Source organism: Paraglaciecola aestuariivivens (assembly GCF_052983255.1).
The window spans coordinates 611,660-627,947 of the sequence record NZ_JBRKBA010000001.1 but is presented as its reverse complement, the minus strand read 5'-3'; the positions used below and the strand labels follow the sequence as shown (position 1 = coordinate 627,947).

Annotated in this window: 19 protein-coding genes; 12 read left to right on the top strand and 7 right to left on the bottom strand. The window is 41.0% G+C overall.

Going from position 1 to position 16,288, the window contains the following annotated elements; genetic code table 11:
• Window positions 1–90: 90 nt before the first annotated feature.
• Entirely contained in the window at window positions 91–1,731 is a 1,641-nt protein-coding gene (locus ACVCDT_RS02950; RefSeq protein ID WP_447131245.1) for a M28 family metallopeptidase, read from the top strand.
• Between the two features lie 70 nt (window positions 1,732–1,801).
• Here ACVCDT_RS02950 and slmA read toward each other — a convergent pair whose 3' ends face one another.
• Together slmA and coaBC are read right to left on the bottom strand one after the other, a co-directional pair.
• Window positions 1,802–2,395 (bottom strand): nucleoid occlusion factor SlmA, encoded by a 594-nt coding sequence (gene slmA, locus ACVCDT_RS02945; RefSeq protein ID WP_447131244.1) that lies wholly within the window; start codon window positions 2,393–2,395, stop codon window positions 1,802–1,804.
• Between the two features lie 25 nt (window positions 2,396–2,420).
• Window positions 2,421–3,632, bottom strand: coding sequence for a bifunctional phosphopantothenoylcysteine decarboxylase/phosphopantothenate--cysteine ligase CoaBC (gene coaBC, locus ACVCDT_RS02940; RefSeq protein ID WP_447131243.1), 1,212 nt, complete (start codon window positions 3,630–3,632; stop codon window positions 2,421–2,423).
• Between the two features lie 108 nt (window positions 3,633–3,740).
• Between coaBC and radC the strand changes: the two genes are divergently transcribed.
• The 5 genes from radC (at window position 3,741) to mutM (ending at window position 6,503) form a co-directional block, all read left to right on the top strand.
• Complete coding sequence (radC, locus tag ACVCDT_RS02935; RefSeq protein ID WP_447131242.1) at window positions 3,741–4,415, top strand: RadC family protein; 675 nt, start codon at window positions 3,741–3,743, stop codon at window positions 4,413–4,415.
• 291 nt (window positions 4,416–4,706) lie between these two features.
• Window positions 4,707–4,943, top strand: coding sequence for a 50S ribosomal protein L28 (gene rpmB, locus ACVCDT_RS02930; RefSeq protein WP_447131241.1), 237 nt, complete (start codon window positions 4,707–4,709; stop codon window positions 4,941–4,943).
• 11 nt (window positions 4,944–4,954) lie between these two features.
• The gene (rpmG, locus tag ACVCDT_RS02925; RefSeq protein WP_158972543.1) at window positions 4,955–5,110 is read left to right on the top strand and encodes a 50S ribosomal protein L33; all 156 of its coding nucleotides are present in this window, start codon (window positions 4,955–4,957) and stop codon (window positions 5,108–5,110) included.
• 103 nt (window positions 5,111–5,213) lie between these two features.
• Window positions 5,214–5,687: a hypothetical protein gene (locus tag ACVCDT_RS02920; RefSeq protein ID WP_447131240.1), complete on the top strand. Its 474-nt coding sequence runs from the start codon at window positions 5,214–5,216 to the stop codon at window positions 5,685–5,687.
• Between the two features lie 3 nt (window positions 5,688–5,690).
• Complete coding sequence (gene mutM, locus ACVCDT_RS02915; protein ID WP_447131239.1) at window positions 5,691–6,503, top strand: bifunctional DNA-formamidopyrimidine glycosylase/DNA-(apurinic or apyrimidinic site) lyase; 813 nt, start codon at window positions 5,691–5,693, stop codon at window positions 6,501–6,503.
• On the opposite strand, the gene coaD is transcribed toward mutM, so the two are convergent.
• The 3 genes from coaD to ACVCDT_RS02900 form a co-directional block, all read right to left on the bottom strand.
• Window positions 6,500–6,985 carry a pantetheine-phosphate adenylyltransferase gene (gene coaD / locus ACVCDT_RS02910; protein ID WP_447131238.1) on the bottom strand — a complete coding sequence of 162 codons (486 nt, stop codon included), beginning with the start codon at window positions 6,983–6,985 and terminating at the stop codon, window positions 6,500–6,502. The genes mutM and coaD overlap by 4 nt on opposite strands.
• A 73-nt stretch (window positions 6,986–7,058) precedes the next feature.
• Window positions 7,059–8,090, bottom strand: coding sequence for a CDP-glycerol glycerophosphotransferase family protein (locus tag ACVCDT_RS02905; RefSeq protein ID WP_447131237.1), 1,032 nt, complete (start codon window positions 8,088–8,090; stop codon window positions 7,059–7,061).
• A complete protein-coding gene (locus tag ACVCDT_RS02900; RefSeq protein ID WP_447131236.1) occupies window positions 8,087–8,830 on the bottom strand; it encodes a 3-deoxy-D-manno-octulosonic acid kinase in 744 nt (247 codons plus the stop codon). The genes ACVCDT_RS02905 and ACVCDT_RS02900 overlap by 4 nt, the downstream gene beginning before the upstream one ends.
• A 105-nt stretch (window positions 8,831–8,935) precedes the next feature.
• Between ACVCDT_RS02900 and ACVCDT_RS02895 the strand changes: the two genes are divergently transcribed.
• Window positions 8,936–10,012 (top strand): glycosyltransferase family 4 protein, encoded by a 1,077-nt coding sequence (locus tag ACVCDT_RS02895; protein ID WP_447131277.1) that lies wholly within the window; start codon window positions 8,936–8,938, stop codon window positions 10,010–10,012.
• A 2-nt stretch (window positions 10,013–10,014) separates the two neighbouring features.
• Here the strand turns inward: ACVCDT_RS02895 and ACVCDT_RS02890 are convergent, their stop codons facing one another.
• Window positions 10,015–11,316, bottom strand: coding sequence for a 3-deoxy-D-manno-octulosonic acid transferase (locus ACVCDT_RS02890; RefSeq protein WP_447131235.1), 1,302 nt, complete (start codon window positions 11,314–11,316; stop codon window positions 10,015–10,017).
• 401 nt (window positions 11,317–11,717) lie between these two features.
• Between ACVCDT_RS02890 and ACVCDT_RS02885 the strand changes: the two genes are divergently transcribed.
• The 4 genes from ACVCDT_RS02885 to glpG are packed head-to-tail and all read left to right on the top strand — an operon-like array spanning window position 11,718 to window position 15,159.
• Window positions 11,718–12,911 (top strand): glycine C-acetyltransferase, encoded by a 1,194-nt coding sequence (locus ACVCDT_RS02885; protein ID WP_447131234.1) that lies wholly within the window; start codon window positions 11,718–11,720, stop codon window positions 12,909–12,911.
• Window positions 12,911–13,936 (top strand): L-threonine 3-dehydrogenase, encoded by a 1,026-nt coding sequence (gene tdh, locus ACVCDT_RS02880; RefSeq protein ID WP_447131233.1) that lies wholly within the window; start codon window positions 12,911–12,913, stop codon window positions 13,934–13,936. The genes ACVCDT_RS02885 and tdh overlap by 1 nt, the downstream gene beginning before the upstream one ends.
• A gap of 39 nt (window positions 13,937–13,975) precedes the next feature.
• Window positions 13,976–14,296 (top strand): thiosulfate sulfurtransferase GlpE, encoded by a 321-nt coding sequence (glpE, locus tag ACVCDT_RS02875; protein WP_447131232.1) that lies wholly within the window; start codon window positions 13,976–13,978, stop codon window positions 14,294–14,296.
• Between the two features lie 11 nt (window positions 14,297–14,307).
• Complete coding sequence (gene glpG, locus ACVCDT_RS02870; RefSeq protein WP_447131231.1) at window positions 14,308–15,159, top strand: rhomboid family intramembrane serine protease GlpG; 852 nt, start codon at window positions 14,308–14,310, stop codon at window positions 15,157–15,159.
• On the opposite strand, the gene ACVCDT_RS02865 is transcribed toward glpG, so the two are convergent.
• A complete protein-coding gene (locus tag ACVCDT_RS02865) occupies window positions 15,156–15,572 on the bottom strand; it encodes a flagellar basal body-associated protein FliL (RefSeq protein ID WP_447131230.1) in 417 nt (138 codons plus the stop codon). The genes glpG and ACVCDT_RS02865 overlap by 4 nt on opposite strands.
• Window positions 15,573–15,723: 151 nt before the next feature.
• Between ACVCDT_RS02865 and ACVCDT_RS02860 the strand changes: the two genes are divergently transcribed.
• A complete protein-coding gene (locus ACVCDT_RS02860; protein WP_447131229.1) occupies window positions 15,724–16,287 on the top strand; it encodes a chorismate--pyruvate lyase family protein in 564 nt (187 codons plus the stop codon).
• Window position 16,288: the final 1 nt, after the last annotated feature.

Sequence of the window (16,288 nt, the reverse complement as noted above, 5' to 3'; positions counted from 1 at the left end):
TCAGATTAGCTTAGTTAAATTGCCTGTCAAGCTTGTAGTCATTGGCTAAGTCGCTTAATGTGCGTGGTGAAAAAATACTTGGAGATTCACATGAAGTTAGGTCTTGCCTTAGGCAGTGTATTAAGTGCTGTGACACTGGTCGCTTGTCAACCCGAACAAATACAACAACCCACAGAAGTCAGTGCAGACGCATCGCGAATTAAGTCACACTTACGATTTTTATCCGATGATCTATTAGAAGGTCGCGATACTGGTAGTCAAGGCCACGAAATCGCCTCTTTATATATTGCCGCAGAATTCGAAAAATATGGTTTAACCCCAGCTGGCGATAATGACACTTATATGCAAAGGGTTAATTTTGTGCAAGCGCATATAGATCAGTCGTCTATTGCACTCACCTTAACCAGTGAGCAAGGTAGTCAGGAGTTAAGCTACCCAAAACAATTTTTAACATCACCTAATACTCAACAAACACTAACTGAAATGAAAGGGCAATTAGTCTTTGTTGGTTATGGCATAGTGGCACCTGAGCTACAACACAATGATTATCAAGACATAGATGTACAAGGTAAAGTTGTGGTTGCTTTAGCTGGAAAACCCCAATCATTCCCTAGCGAAGAAGGCGCACACTTTGGCTCGAGCCGCGAAAAATTACGCCATGCAGCAGAAAATGGTGCGGTAGGTTATGTAACTATTAGTACTCCTAGAGCAGAAAACGTTAGACCTTATCAAAATCTTTTAAATTACTTACACACTCCTTCGGTGCGTTGGTTAAATGAAGATGGAAGTCCAGCAGGCGTATTTCCAGAAATTAAAGGCGGGGCTTATTTTAGCAAAGAAGCGGCTGAACTTATCTTTGCCGGCGCTGAAAAAGAGTTAAGCGACATTTACGCTATGTTAGAAAACGATGAGTCACCTAAAGGCTTTGCGTTAAATAAAAGCGTTAATATGACCTCAACCAGCACTCACAACACTATCTCTAGCCCCAATGTAGTGGCGATATTAGAAGGCTCAGACCCTAAATTAAAACAAGAATATGTAGTTTACTCAGCACATTCAGATCATATTGGTTTTGCCAAAACCGTTAAACAAGACAAAATTAACAATGGCGCCATGGACAACGCTACTGGCACGTCAATCTTGTTAGAAACAGCCCGTTTATTTAGCCAATTAGACACCCGCCCTAAGCGTTCAATTTTATTTGTGGCGGTTACCGGTGAAGAAAAAGGCTTGTTAGGTTCTGATTACTTTGCGCAAAACCCAACCGTACCCGAAGGCGCTATGGTTGCGAATGTAAACTTGGATATGCCAATTTTAACTTATGAATTTGCTGATGTAATTGCCTTTGGTGCTAATCATAGTGATATGCAAAAGTCGGTGGCGGATGCGGCGCAAAAAATAGGTTTAGAACTTAGCCCCGATCCCATGCCAGACCAAGCATTGTTCACGCGTTCAGATCACTATAGCTTTGTAAAACAAGGCATTCCTTCGGTATTTTTAGTGCCTGGGTTTAAGTCAGTGGATCCTGATACAGATGGCGGCAAACAATTTAGCCATTTCTTAAAAACCAATTACCACAAACCGGGTGATGATTTTACTCAACCATTTAATTGGCAAGCAGCTACTAAGTTTGCTGAAGTGAATTACCACATAGGTCTAACCTTAGCGAATCAAGCGCAACGTTCAAGTTGGAATGAAGGGGATTTCTTTGGAGATACCTTTGCTAAGTAAGGGATAATTTATTATCAATAAAAAAGCGGACTCTGATGAAGTCCGCTTTTTTTATCGATAACAGTTGTGTTTAAACATGAAAAAACTGTTTGTTAATGAGTTGCCACTGCTCGGTAAAGCCATCTGTTGGCCTTTTGTTAAACTCGCTGCGAATAAACTGGTTAATGCGGCCATCGGCAAAACAAATGAGGATATTAGCAATGACCCCTTCATCTGCGGGTAAGGTTTTACCTTCGCGCAATTTTCTTTCACGTAATACTTGCTTAAATTGGGTTTCAAGACGCTCAAACAATTGAGCAATGCGTTCTCTAAGCCTATCTTGCTCACCCATTAAGGCATCGCCATTTAAAATGCGAGTGATACCTGGGTTCTTTTCTGCAAAGCCTAAAATAAGATGCAAAATAAGTTGGCAACGAATAGCGGTATCTTTTTCTTCATTAATAATTTTGTTAATGCGCGAAAACAAAGTTTCTTCAATAAACTCAATTAACCCTTCAAACATTCGAGCTTTACTAGGAAAGTGTCTATATAAAGCGGCTTCAGACACACCTACTTGAGCAGCAAGCTTAGCTGTAGTGATCCTTTGGCCTGGGTTGGTTTGTAACATGCTGGCCAGTGCTTGAAGAATTTGCGCACGGCGGTTGGGGCGTTTAGTAGCTGGCATTATGGTTTCCTAAGCGATTTTAGCGTCAGTCTTTATTGTTGTTATTATCTAGGTATCTTTGTGCAACAAGTTGCATCAATTGTTTGGCTAGTGTGGATTTATCGGCCATCTCTAGAATTTTTTCACCTTCGGGCCAAAATACGCTTAACGCATTGTTTTCACTATTAAAGCCAATTGACTTATTAGATACATCGTTCGCAGCAATCATATTTAACTTTTTAGCTTGTAATTTACCTAGGGCATATTCACGCAGGTTTTGAGTTTCTGCGGCAAAGCCTAAAGTAAAAGGTGGCTTGGCTAAATGAGCTACATCTTTAAGAATATCAGGGTTTTTAACAAAAGTAAGCGTTAACTCCTGATCTGATTTTTTAATCTTTTGAGTGTTTTTTTGTTGTACTCGATAGTCTGCCACAGCTGCACAAGCTATAAAAATATCGCAATCTGGCATAGATTGCATTACTGCATCATGCATTTGCTGGGCGCTTGAAACACCTAAGGTTTGTACATTCGAAGGCGCAGCAAGCGCTACTGGGCCACTGATAAGGGTGACTTGTGCACCCATAGCTTGAGCGGCCTCAGCTAAGGCATATCCCATTTTTCCAGAACTATGATTGGTTAAGTAGCGAACAGGATCTATGTCTTCTTGTGTGGGGCCAGCGGTAATGGTTATGTTGGTTCCTGCCAATAATTGTTTAGGCTGAGACTGGGCCAACAAATCAGCAATTTGCTCTGGCTCCAACATTCGGCCAAAGCCTGTATCACCACAAGCCTGTTCACCTTCTGCTGGGCCCAAAACTTGCACATTTCGATTAAGTAATACAGATAAATTGTGTTGAGTGGCTGGCGCTTTCCACATTTGTTGATTCATGGCTGGCGCAATAATTATCGGCGCGCTGGTGGCCAAACATAAAGTAGAAAGTAAGTCGTCGGCTAACCCATAGGTCATTTTGGCCATAAAGTTTGCTGTAGCTGGGGCCACGATTAATTTATCAGCCCAGCGGGCCAACTCTATATGGCCCATGGCTGCCTCAGCATCTCTATCTAACAAGTCGTCAGAAACCGGATAACCAGATACCGCTTGTAGTGCCAAAGGGCTCACAAACTCTTTAGCAGATTGAGTTAAAACGACTCTCACATTGGCGCCTTTGGCCACCAATTTTCTGACTAAATCTGGTGTTTTATACGCTGCGATGCCGCCAGTTATGCCTAAAAGTATATTTTTGTTTTCGAGTAGCATTGAATCTTAAGTATGTTGTTTTAAAGCTCGATAAGCACATTATTGGCTTGAATCGCCTCTTTTTGCTAGGCTTATTTTGAAGTTTCAACAAGATTGAGGCAAGGACGCATGAAGATCTCCGACTGGCCCAAGCATGAGCGGCCCCGAGAAAAGTTACTATCCCAAGGCGCAGCATCGCTATCAGATTCAGAATTACTGGCTATTTTTTTACGTACAGGCATAAAAGATTTTAGTGCCATAGATTTAGCCAGGCAATTGTTAACTAAGTTTGGCAGCTTACGTCAGTTGTTTAACGCCAGCCAAACTGAGTTTTGCCACACTAAAGGGTTAGGCCAAGCTAAGTATGCGCAATTGCAAGCCAGTTTAGAAATGAGCCAACGTTTTTTGGCGGAGCGCATTGAGAAAGTCAATGCGTTTAATTCGGTAGAACAAACTCAAGCTTATTTAATGGCTAAATTACGTGATCAGCCGCATGAAGTATTTGCCATGTTGTTATTAGATAGTCAGTATCGACTCATAAAATATCGCCCGATGTTTTATGGCACTATAGATAGTGCATCGGTTTATCCTAGAGTGTTGGTCCAACAAGCTCTGTTAGACAATGCTGCGGCTGTAATACTTGCGCATAATCACCCTTCAGGGGTAGCCGAACCCAGTCAATCTGATAAATCCATTACCAAAAGGATCATTGATGCTTTTCAGCTAATGGATATTAAAGTGTTAGATCACTTTGTGATTGGCGATGGGGTTGCGGTGTCTTTTGCTCAACGAGGTTTGCTTTAACCTTGGCTCAATTTATCGCTAAAATTAGTAAATTCTGTGCTTTTGCTGCGCCAAAGTGAATTTACAATTAGTGCTAAATTGTTACGACAAAAGCTTAAAAAATGACTATTGTGAGTGAAATCTAGCAATAACCGACAAAAGAGTTGTTTTTCTGCACATTATTCTTGAACTAGCGACTTGTTTACTGTATAAAATGCGCCCTCTTGTTAATAGCGTTAGCTGACACATAGATTGATTACGATTAAATGTGGGTCAGAGCTAAATTTTTTAGATTGTTTGGAGACAAAGGCCATGGCCAAAGTATGTCAAGTTACAGGCAAGCGTCCAGCGGTAGGTAACAACCGTTCACACGCAAAAAATTCGACTCGTCGTCGTTTCTTGCCAAACCTTCATTCCCACCGTTTTTGGGTTGAAAGCGAAAACCGTTTCGTGAAATTACGTTTATCTGCTAAAGGTATGCGTATTATTGATAAAAAAGGTATCGATACAGTATTGTCTGATATGCGTGCCAACGGTGTTAAAATTTAAGGAAGCAAATCATGCGTGATAAAATTAAATTAGTGTCTAGTGCAGGTACTGGCTTCTATTACACTACAGATAAAAACAAACGTAATATGCCTGGCAAAATGGAGATCAAAAAGTTTGATCCTAAAATTCGTCAGCACGTTTTGTTTAAAGAAGCCAAAATCAAGTAAATTTATTGGTTTTGTCTCCTGAAGAACCCGGCCTTTGCCGGGTTTTTTGCGTTTGCAGCTTATGTCATACTCTAGCCTGTCTTATTTGGAGTATGAATACTTTATGCTAAAGCTCTCTCAGCGTGCTTGGAACAATGTCATCATCATTAGTATGTTGATATTAATCGTCATGTTTAATTTCAGCAGTAACATATTAAATGGTGAGAATGATGTGGCTGCCACTGAGCGCGGTTTAATCCCTCAGGGTATGATTATCACCACTATGCAGTTTCCTCATTACCAGGTAGAACGAATAGGGCAAGGGTGGCGTTCAAACTTGGCAAACAGCAGTTTAGACAAATTAATCGAACTAACAGAACAATGGCAGCAAGCTCAAATTCAACCCTTGGCACCAGAGCATGAGCTTTCAACGCCAGATGCAGAGCAAAGTATCAAGGTGCAGGTTTGGTTAGCGGGGCAAGCCGCTCCTGTTGTTTATCAATTTTGGCCCGACACTCAGCCTATTCTAGTGTCTGTTGACGAGCAGATGTTCCAATTGCTAAGCACTGACTATCATTCATTAACCTTAACCGAGTAATCCATGCCAGAGTTACCAGAAGTCGAAGTTAGCCGTATGGGAATCAGCCCATTTCTAGAAAATCAAACTATCGATAAAATTATTGTACGTAAAAAGCAGCTGCGATGGTTGATACCTGACGAAATACATCAGGCCGAAGGGTTAGTGATTACGCAGGTTAGGCGCCGGGCTAAATATTTATTATTAGATACCGCCAAAGGCAGCATAGTTTTACATTTAGGTATGTCAGGAAAGCTTTGCGTGGTAGATCACGACACTGAAGTTAAAAAGCATGATCATCTAGATATTGTGATGCAATCCGGTAAGTGTTTACGTTTTAACGATGCGCGCCGTTTTGGTAGCTGTTTATGGCAAGATATTAATCAGCCTCAACTAACGATTTTGGAGTACTTAGGCCCTGAACCTCTGACCTCAGACTTTGATGGTAATCGACTGTTTGCGCTTTCAAGAGGTAGGTCGATGGCGGTAAAAAACTTTATTATGGAGAATAAAGTGGTAGTGGGTGTGGGTAATATTTATGCCAATGAATCGCTTTTTATGGCAGGGATAGATCCACGAAAAGCAGCGGCAAAAATTACCAAAAAGCGTTATTTACAGTTAGCTGAAATTATTAAAAAAGTCTTACAAAGCGCAATAGAACAAGGAGGAACCACACTAAAAGACTTTACTCAGGCAGATGGTTCACCAGGTTATTTTGCTCAGCAGCTGCTGGTTTATGGTCGCGCGGGCGAAAAGTGTGATCAGTGTTTCACTGAGATAAAATCAATAGTTATTGGTCAACGTAATAGCTTTTATTGCCCTCAGTGTCAGCGCTAGTTTTGATGTAGCTTGTTTTCTAGGGCCTTAATCACAGCGGGATGACAAAACTCATTAACCTTTCCTCTGTGTAGCGCTACTTCTTTTACTAAGGTTGAAGAAATAAATGAATTTTCTTCTGAAGGGGTTAAAAACACACTTTCTAAATCTGGATTGAGGCGACGATTCATATTCGCTAGCTGAAATTCGTATTCGAAATCCGATACCGCTCTTAGCCCACGTATTAATACAGTGGCACCTTGCTTTTCGGCAAAATCGGCCAATAAGCCAGTAAAGCCAATCACTTCAACATTTTCTAAATCTTTAGTGACTTGTTTAATTAGCTCAACTCTTTCTTCTAGCGTGAATAAGGGTTTTTTGCTGGGATTCGACGCTATGCCAACTATGACATGAGAAAACATGTTTGCCGCGCGCTCAATGAGATCGGCATGACCATTAGTGACAGGATCAAAAGTACCTGGATAAATCGCTTTTCTATGCATAATTGCTTTATTTTCTTTAAGGCTAAGGTAATTGTAATGGGTTTTACTAATTGTATTGTATTTATAACATATATTAATACCGCCAATAACCTAGCTTTTTTCGCATCTTTAATTTTCTGAGTAAATTAAGAGGTTTAGCTAAGGTATCTGGCGGCGGAGATTCGATCATTTGTTCGGTTGCATCTAACACTCTAGCCGATGATTGGCCATCTACATAGGGATGTAGCTGCTCTGCATTATGTTTAATCTTATTCAATAAACTAGGATCTGGGGTTAAGCCTTTTTCTATTGCTTGGGCTAACTCAGATGCCTGAGTAATGTTTAACAAATGTGGCTCTGCGGCTTTGTTTCTAAAGGTCACTATAGGTTTACTTAACAAAGCAAACTCGGTAATGATGGAAGAGGTATCTGAAACAATTAGATCTGCCACCTGTAAAACCGGTGCGAGTTCAGCGGTGTTAACTACATGTAGGTTGTTCGATGCAATATCTTGGTATGCTTGCACTGTGTCTTTGCACATTTTGGGATGGAATTTTACTATCCATTGCCATTCGTCTCGAGTCTTAGCTAAGGTAGTTATCTCGTCTAGCAAGAGTTTAGCTGAGGTGAGGGAGGGTGAAAATGTTGGCGCGTAGAGTAAGGTTTTTACATTACGTTGATCTGCCCAAGTATAAGGCGCGGCATCAAATAAGTTGTCGGTTTTAGGCCAGCCAGTTTCGATCACATTAAAATGCGGATGCGCAGCACGAATTTGATTAAAGCGTTCAGTGAAAAACGGACCTTGTGTACAATACAAATCAAAACAACCTCTTTCACGAAAGTGCCCTTTCTTTTTCCATTCAAAGCCATGAAAAACTTGTACTTTTAAACCTGGGATAAAGTCTGGCACTAAATTTCCAGGCACAAAAACCGCGCGTGGATTAAAATCTATCACTTGTTCAATAGACTCAAGAATATGTTCATTTGGGTGAAAATAGTGGTGAGCTATTTGATTGCCTTCTACAAACCACGCAACTTTGTCACCACGCTTTTGAATTTCTTGTTGCAATGGGCGTAATATTTCAAATGCGTAGTTGTGTGCAATATAAAAAAGGTAGTGCTTCACTCTATTTCCTTTTTAGCTTGGTGATGAGATGCGGCCTTATAAGCAGAGATTAGGCTTAGCCAGTCTTGCTGATCCCAGTGGATGTTATGTAGCCCTAGTTCTTTTTCAAATGAGCGTTTTAACCTAAGTATATTTTGCTGTTTCCAATGATGGCCGCGTTTGACCTTACACTTATCAAAATCAATTAGCCAAGTTTGGTCTTGGTTATCAAGCATAATATTGTGAATATTTAAATCATGATGATAGATTTGATGATTGTGAAATTGCGCTATGGTTTGCCCAATAGTCTGCCATAACTGTTTTTCTAATTTATACTGGCGTAAACGTTGAAACAGGTCTTGCGCATTGGGAATTCTGGCGCAAATTAAATCGGCTTGATACACCAAACCCTGATACTTAACGTTAGCAGCAACAGGTGTAGGAGCCGGTAAATTAAGGCTTTGTAAGTGTTGTAATAAAGCAAATTCTTGCCAGGCACGGGTACGAGAAAGACCAGTGTAAAAATAGCTACGGCTAAGTATTTTTCCTATCAGGCCACCTCGTCTGTAATGACGTAATACCAGCTCAATGCCTTTTTCTTTAATAAAGTAGGTGGTACCGCGCCCCACAGCTTGGCCAATTATGGCTTGTTTGGCCTGCCAATAGCCTGGCTCAAATAGTTCAGCACTAGGCTGGTGGAAAAATTCAGCATCAAATAATATGGCTTGTTGGTTTAGCGTTTTTTGCTGGATGTTTGGCATGATACAATTTAAATCTCAATTCAATTGCTGCATTGTATACTTAATGTATGCCTAAGTGCAGTTCAACTAACTGTTTTTAAAAGACTAAGACGAGAAAAGTTAATGATGTCAGAGCAACCTACGGGCGTGACACAAACAGATGAAGTAGAGCTAATTATTGGTAACTCTAGTGCGAACTTCTCAGGCGTAACCTCTACTATGTTGCAAGTCATGTCGCATCAAAAAAAGCTGATTAACTTGCGAATTATGGGTAAACACTTTTTACCTGATCCCAGCCTTGCAATTAGTTTTTGGCAAACAGTCAAGATGTGCCGTAAACCGTTAAAAAATGGTAAGTTCAGAATTTTTCACGCACGCAGAGTAGATGAAATGATCCAAGGCGTGCTGCTTAAATATGTGTTTGGCGCCAAAATAAAACTGGTGTTTAGCTCTGCCGCTCAACGTAAACGCTCAGCCAGTACTGTGTGGTTAACACGTAAAATGGATGCTGTTATTGCTGTGAGTAATCGTTCGGCTAGCTTCTTGTGTGATCCCCCAGATTTAATTAACCCGCACGGTGTGCAAATTGACCAATACCAATCGGCTGAGAATAAAGCCCAAGCTTGGCAACAACTTGGTTATGGTGGAAAAATAGGAATAGGCATACTAGGCAGAGTAAGAAAACAAAAAGGCGTGCATTTATTTGTTAATGCCTGCATAGAGTTATTTGATCAATACCCTGATTACCATGCGGTTGTGGTAGGCGCGATATCTTCTAGCAACCAAGAGTTTGTAGACGAACTTAAAGCTAAAATTCATGCAGCTAATTTGTCTCATCGAATTACTTTTACTGGCGAATTACCGTTTTCTCAAATTCCTAAGATATTTAGTTCCCTGTCTTTAGTGGCGGCGCTGAGTGATAACGAAGGCTTTGGATTAACAGTGCTAGAAGCGATGAGTTGCGAGGCTGCGGTATTGGCCACTCAAGCAGGTGCTTGGGAAGATATCATCCGCCCAGGAGTAGACGGTTATATAGTGCCAGTGAATGACCAAAAAGCCGTAACTGAAAAAATGGATTTATTGCTGTCTGATAGCCAAGTTTTACAACAAATGGGCCAAGCTGGGCGCCAAAGAGTAGAGAGTCAATATCGTGTAGAAGACGAAGCGAATCGACTCATAACATTTTTTAGAAGCTTACAGTAAGTTTAGATAGCCAATGCACTCAGGGTTTTATCAATCGCACCTGAGTTTTGACTTAACACTTGTTTGCCAGCGTGACCAGCTTGCGATTTTAACTCTGGGTTGTCTAACCATGTTTGGCAGGCTTGCTCTAATTCAAAGGCGCTATTGGCTTCGAGAAGCGCGCCGCTGTCGGCTAGTGCTTGGCAAATCGCTGGGTTATTGAACCTAGACTTGCCCATTAAAATAGGCACACCATAAGCGGCAGGTTCAAGTGCATTATGTCCTCCTTTGTTCGCTATGCTGCCCCCCACAAAACTTATCTGGGCTAACCCATAAATCGCCCGTAGTTTGCCCATTTGGTCGCATAACAGTACCTGAGTTTGTGCAGTAATGGCTTCTCCTGTACTCATTAAAGTAGTGGGTATCTGATGTTTGTTTAACAGTTGTTTAACCTTGTCGAATCTTTGTGGATGACGAGGAACCAAAATTAAAAGCAACTTGGGGTAACGTTTAACTAAATGTAGATAGGCATCAAGCAGTATTTGTTCTTCTGGCTCATGGGTGCTACCGGCGACTAATATGTGTCTATCAAATAGCGAAAAATCTTGTTTTATAGAATTTGCTAGGGCGATATCTTGCTCTGAAAGCACTAAATCGAATTTGATATTGTTAGTCAAAATTAACTTGTCTTTGTTGACCCCTAACTTGAGGTAGTTTTGATAGTCCCTTTCACCTTGCGCACAAATAGTGGTGATTTTGGCAAACATAGGTTGAAAAAGCGCAGGAAACCTTCGATAGGTGCGTGTTGATTTTTCACTCATGCGGGCATTAATGACATAAAGGGGTATGCTTTGCCGCCAACATTGGTCACACAGGTTTGGCCACAATTCCATTTCGTTGATTAACACTTGTTTAGGTTGCAACCGGGTTAAAAACAACTTCATAAATAATGGAAAGTCGTAAGGTAAATAGGCGTGATTGACTGCACCTTTAAATAACAGCGCAACTCTATCTGCGCCTGTGGTGGTGTTAGTGGTAATAGTGATGGCGAGTGTAGGTTGGGCATGTAGCAGCTTTTCTACCAGAGTTTGAATAGCCACCACTTCTCCCACAGAGGCGCAGTGAATTAGTAACCCATGGGCTGTATATGATTGCTGGCTAAGCCAGCCAAAGCGAGACAGCCTTGCAAGGGAATATCCTGGCTTTTTAATTAAACAAAAAACCAATAAGCGCAGCAAAGCCAAAGGTACTAAGCAAAACCAAATAAAGGAGTAACACAACAAGGCAAATTGTTGTTTTAGGCTAGGCGTAAAAGTTGCCGACATAATAAAGGGGTTCGCGCAGAATCATTTTTATTAACTTTATCAGATTTCTGCATTTAATAGGCATACAAATAGCTTCCTTAAGAAGTTTAGGTATTTCTAGTGTCCAAGGACAACTTTTCTGCGAAATGGGCCAAGGCTACTATATTTCTAAACCCATTGATGAAATTACGCTTTTGGCCATCCTTGATAAAAAGTGCGTAACAAGATTTGGCAAAATTTATATAAAATACCCAGTAATCAATAAGTTTTTGATTGTATGTGGCTTAACCTTAAGCTTTGTTAGGTAAAAGTGTAAAAAAACTGTTCCAACTGCAGACGACTTTCTACTTAAAAAATTATCAATCTCAGCAAGGGATAGATACTATTCGCCTAATTAACTATTTGTACTAACAGGATCTCTCATGAAGCAAGATTTTTATACCCGTTTAGCAGAGCAAATCTCTGAGACCAAACAACAAGGATTGTTTAAACATGAGAGGGTGATTACGTCTAGCCAGCAATCCGATATTCAGGTCAATAACAGTCGACAGGTTTTAAATTTTTGTGCAAACAATTATTTAGGTTTAGCAAATAATCAAGAATTAATAGATGCAGCTAAAGCTGGATTAGATAGCCATGGTTTTGGCATGGCATCTGTGCGTTTTATTTGTGGAACTCAAGATATTCATAAACAGCTTGAAACACAAATCAGTGAATTTTTAGGCACAGAAGAAACCATATTATACCCCTCGTGTTTTGATGCGAATGGTGGTTTATTTGAAACCATTTTAGGGGCTGAAGATGCGATTATTTCTGATGCACTTAACCATGCCAGTATTATTGATGGTGTTAGGTTATCTAAGGCAAAACGTTATAGATATGCCAATAACGATATGCAAGCATTAGAGCAACAGCTTATTCAAGCAGACAAAGATGGTGCACGAACCAAGCTTATTGCCACTGATGGGGTATTTTCTATGGATGGGGTAATAGCTGATCTTGCTTCAATTTGCGACCTAGCCGACAAATATCAAGCCCTAGTTATGGTTGATGACTGTCATGCTACAGGCTTTGTGGGTGAAGAAGGGCGAGGTAGCCATGAATACTGTAAGGTGATGGGCCGAGTTGACATTTTAACTGGTACTTTAGGCAAAGCACTAGGTGGCGCGTCTGGCGGTTATACCTCGGGTAAAAAAGAAGTTATTAGTTGGTTACGCCAACGCAGTCGTCCGTATTTATTCTCAAATTCAGTTGCGCCTCCTATAGTTGCTGCCTCAATAAAAGCCTTTAACATGCTTAAAGATGGTCATGACTTACGTAAAAAGTTAGTGGCAAATTCTGCACATTTCCGTACCCGCATGACAGAAGCTGGTTTTACCTTAAGTGGCAAAGATCATGCGATTATTCCGGTAATGTTAGGCGACGCCCAACTAGCCAGTGACATGGCAGATAAAATGTTAGAAAAAGGCATTTATGTAGTAGGTTTCTCTTTCCCTGTGGTACCTAAAGGGCAAGCCAGAATTCGAACCCAAATGTCGGCAGCGCATAGCATTGAACAAATTGATCACGCCATAGATGCCTTTATTGAAGTGGGCAAAGAGTTAGGAGTCATTTAATGAAAGCCTTGGCAAAATTACACAGTAAAAAAGGCATTTGGCTTACCGATAGTGAAAAGCCCGAAGTTGGGCATAACGATCTATTAATAAAAATTCATAAAACCGCCATTTGCGGAACCGACATGCATATCTATCAATGGGATGACTGGGCTAAAGAAACCATTCCAGTGCCTATGGTAGTAGGGCACGAGTATGTTGGAGAAGTGGTTGAAATAGGCCAAGAAGTGGCAGGTTTTGCCATAGGCGACCGTGTGTCTGGCGAAGGACATATCACCTGTGGGCACTGTCGCAACTGCCGTGCTGGGCGTCGCCATTTGTGTCGTAATACCACTGGGGTTGGGGTGAACAGACCAGGTGCATTTGCTGAATACTTAGTGATTCCAGCTTTTAATGCTTTTAAAATTCCAAGCAATATTTCCAGCGATCTTGCAGCGATTTTTGACCCTTTTGGCAATGCTGTGCATACCGCTTTGTCTTTTGATTTAGTGGGTGAAGATGTACTGATTACCGGAGCTGGGCCTATAGGTATTATGGCTGCGGCAGTGGCACGTCATGTGGGTGCACGTAATGTGGTGATTACAGACATCAACGAATATCGCTTAGCATTAGCCAGTAAAATGGGCGCCACACGCGCAGTCAATGTTGCCAATACCGATTTAGCAGATGTGATGAAAGAACTCGGCATGACCGAAGGCTTTGATGTGGGGCTAGAAATGTCTGGGGTACCCAGTGCGTTTAGAGATATGCTTGATAAAATGAATAACGGCGGAAAAATTGCCATGTTAGGTATTCCCCCTAACGATGTGGCAATTGATTGGAATACTGTGATTTTTAAAGGGCTGACCATCAAAGGTATTTATGGTCGAGAAATGTTTGAAACCTGGTATAAAATGGCCAGTCTAATTCAAAGTGGCTTGGACTTAACCCCAATTATCACGCATCAGTTTTCGATTGACGACTTCCAGCAGGGATTTGATATGATGGGGTCTGGGCAGTCAGGTAAAGTTATCCTGAATTGGACTTAAACTTTTAGCAGCAAAGCCTTCTTTAGGAGACAAGTGGTTATGGAGCAATTTGCTCATATTTCAGTAGAAGATGCTCAGAAAAAAATTGCTCAAGGGCAGGTAAAAGTAGTAGATATTCGCGATGAAGGATCTTTTAGTGCGGGTCACATTGCTGACTCTACACACTTAACCAATGGCACCTTGCAGCGTTTTATGTCTGAAGTGGAGCCAGATACCCCTGTCATAGTTTGTTGTTATCATGGCAATAGCAGCCAACAAGCAGCGCAGTTTTTAATTCATCAAGGTTTTGATGAAGTATATAGTTTAGACGGCGGCTTTGACGCTTGGCGTAAACAATTCCCTTTTGTTACCTCAGACTAGGTTAGGGGCCTTTGAACGATAAAAGCCAACTTATTGCCTTTTCAGCAGAGCAACCTGCTAGGTTGCTCGCGCACTATTTAATTTCACAAGGCATACAAGCAGAATATCTGTTTTCTGATAATGCACATTTAGTGATCTTAAGTGACGATAAGCAGCAAGACCTTGCACAAAAAATGGCTGAAGAATTTGTGCAAAACCCCAATCACAGTAAATACCAACATACAGCTTGGGAATCAGCACAAGGTGTTCAACTTAACACCCCAAGCGCCATTTCATATAGCTCGCTGTTTAAGCAGTTAAAGCAATCGCCCTTTGCAGCAAGTGTGTTAGTGATTTGCCTTATCACCTACTCGCTGGCGGTATTTGGCATTACAGGACCTTATTTGTGGTTACATATTCAACCTATTGAGCAAATCGCTCAGAGCGGTCAATGGTGGCGCATAATTGGGCCTGCGTTAATTCACTTTTCGCTTTTGCATATCGCCTTTAACTTGCTCTGGTGGTGGAGCTTAGGTAAACAAATTGAAAAAACCTTTGGGTTAAGTAGTTTGTTATTGTTATTTGTTTATTCTGCGGCTGTCTCAAATTTTGCTCAACTAGTTGTTAGTGGCCCTAACTTTGGCGGCTTGTCTGGCGTGGTTTATGCGTTGGTTGGTTGTGTATGGTGGTTGGGCTGGCTTAAACCTAAATGGGGCGTAGGTTTGCCTAAGCCAGTGATTGGTTTTTTACTGATTTGGTTAGTTGTGGGTTACCTAGATATTTTACCTATACATATGGCCAACACAGCCCATACAGTAGGGCTGATATGTGGTTGTCTATTTGCGTGGTTTTTAGCTTCAAAAGATAAAAGCAGTTACCACTAACTTTGCTGATAAAGATATTTAGTAAAAATAACATCCTTAATGATTTCAGAGCCGGTTTCTCTGAGCATAAGGGTTTTTAGTTTATCTAAACAAATACGCCTAATGTCTTCACGGCCTGTTAGTGATTTAACTTTGTCCGCAGGCTGGCGCCCAATGACTTCAATAATGGCCGAGCGCAGTAAGGGCGAGTGATGTTCTGCGGCTTCTAAAAAGCTAGCATCTTCTAACATCAGCTCAATAGAAATTCTGACAAAGCCTAATTTGCGCGCATTGGTGCCCAAATAATTAGTCACTATTTCAGGCTCAATGCTGAAATAAGCGTAGTTTTTTTTCACAGGCTCTTGGGCAAAAACAAAATGCTGAAAACTGACGAGTAACAATACACCAGCAAGCAGCCAAGGTTTTGTTTTCATGGTAAGTTTCTCTTGTTGTTTAGCATGATTGAATTGCCAGTCTAACAACTTTTAGTATGCTCACAAAACAAATTTAGCTTAGGTGTTAAATACTTTAGTCTAATGCAAGCAGTTGTTATCATTCGTTTACATCCTTTAGAGTTAGTAAAAATTGACGTTAAATTATCCTTTTCCAATAGGTATTCCTTCGAGCTGGGTCGCACCAGAGCAGATACCTATTCCCCACTCTGAGTTGGCCAATTGGTTGTTAGATTCAGGCTCATTAACCTCTAGGCTGCAAGCTTTGTGTCAACAATTTCAATTGATTTTATTAGGTCAAAGGCAAGCAGACATTAGCCAAGAAGAATTTACCCAAGTCAGCTCATCACAAAAATTCAATAAAGCAGATTGGCAGGTGAGAGAAGTTTTATTGTGTGGTGACGGTATTCCTTGGGTGTTTGCCCGTTCGATTATTCCACAAAGATTATGTGAGCAAGACTTTGTCGATCTTAATACCCAACCTTTAGGGCACTTAATTTTTAACGATAAACGCTTTCAACGCCAACCCATTGAAGTGTGCAAAATGACAGACTCCAGCGCATTTTTGGCGCAGCTAGGGATAGCAACAGTAAAAGAAATTTGGGGGCGTCGCTCAGTATTTTGTTTTGAACAGCAAAAAATGATGGTCAGTGAAATGTTTTTACCCAATGCCCCCGCATACAAGTTAAAGGATTAAA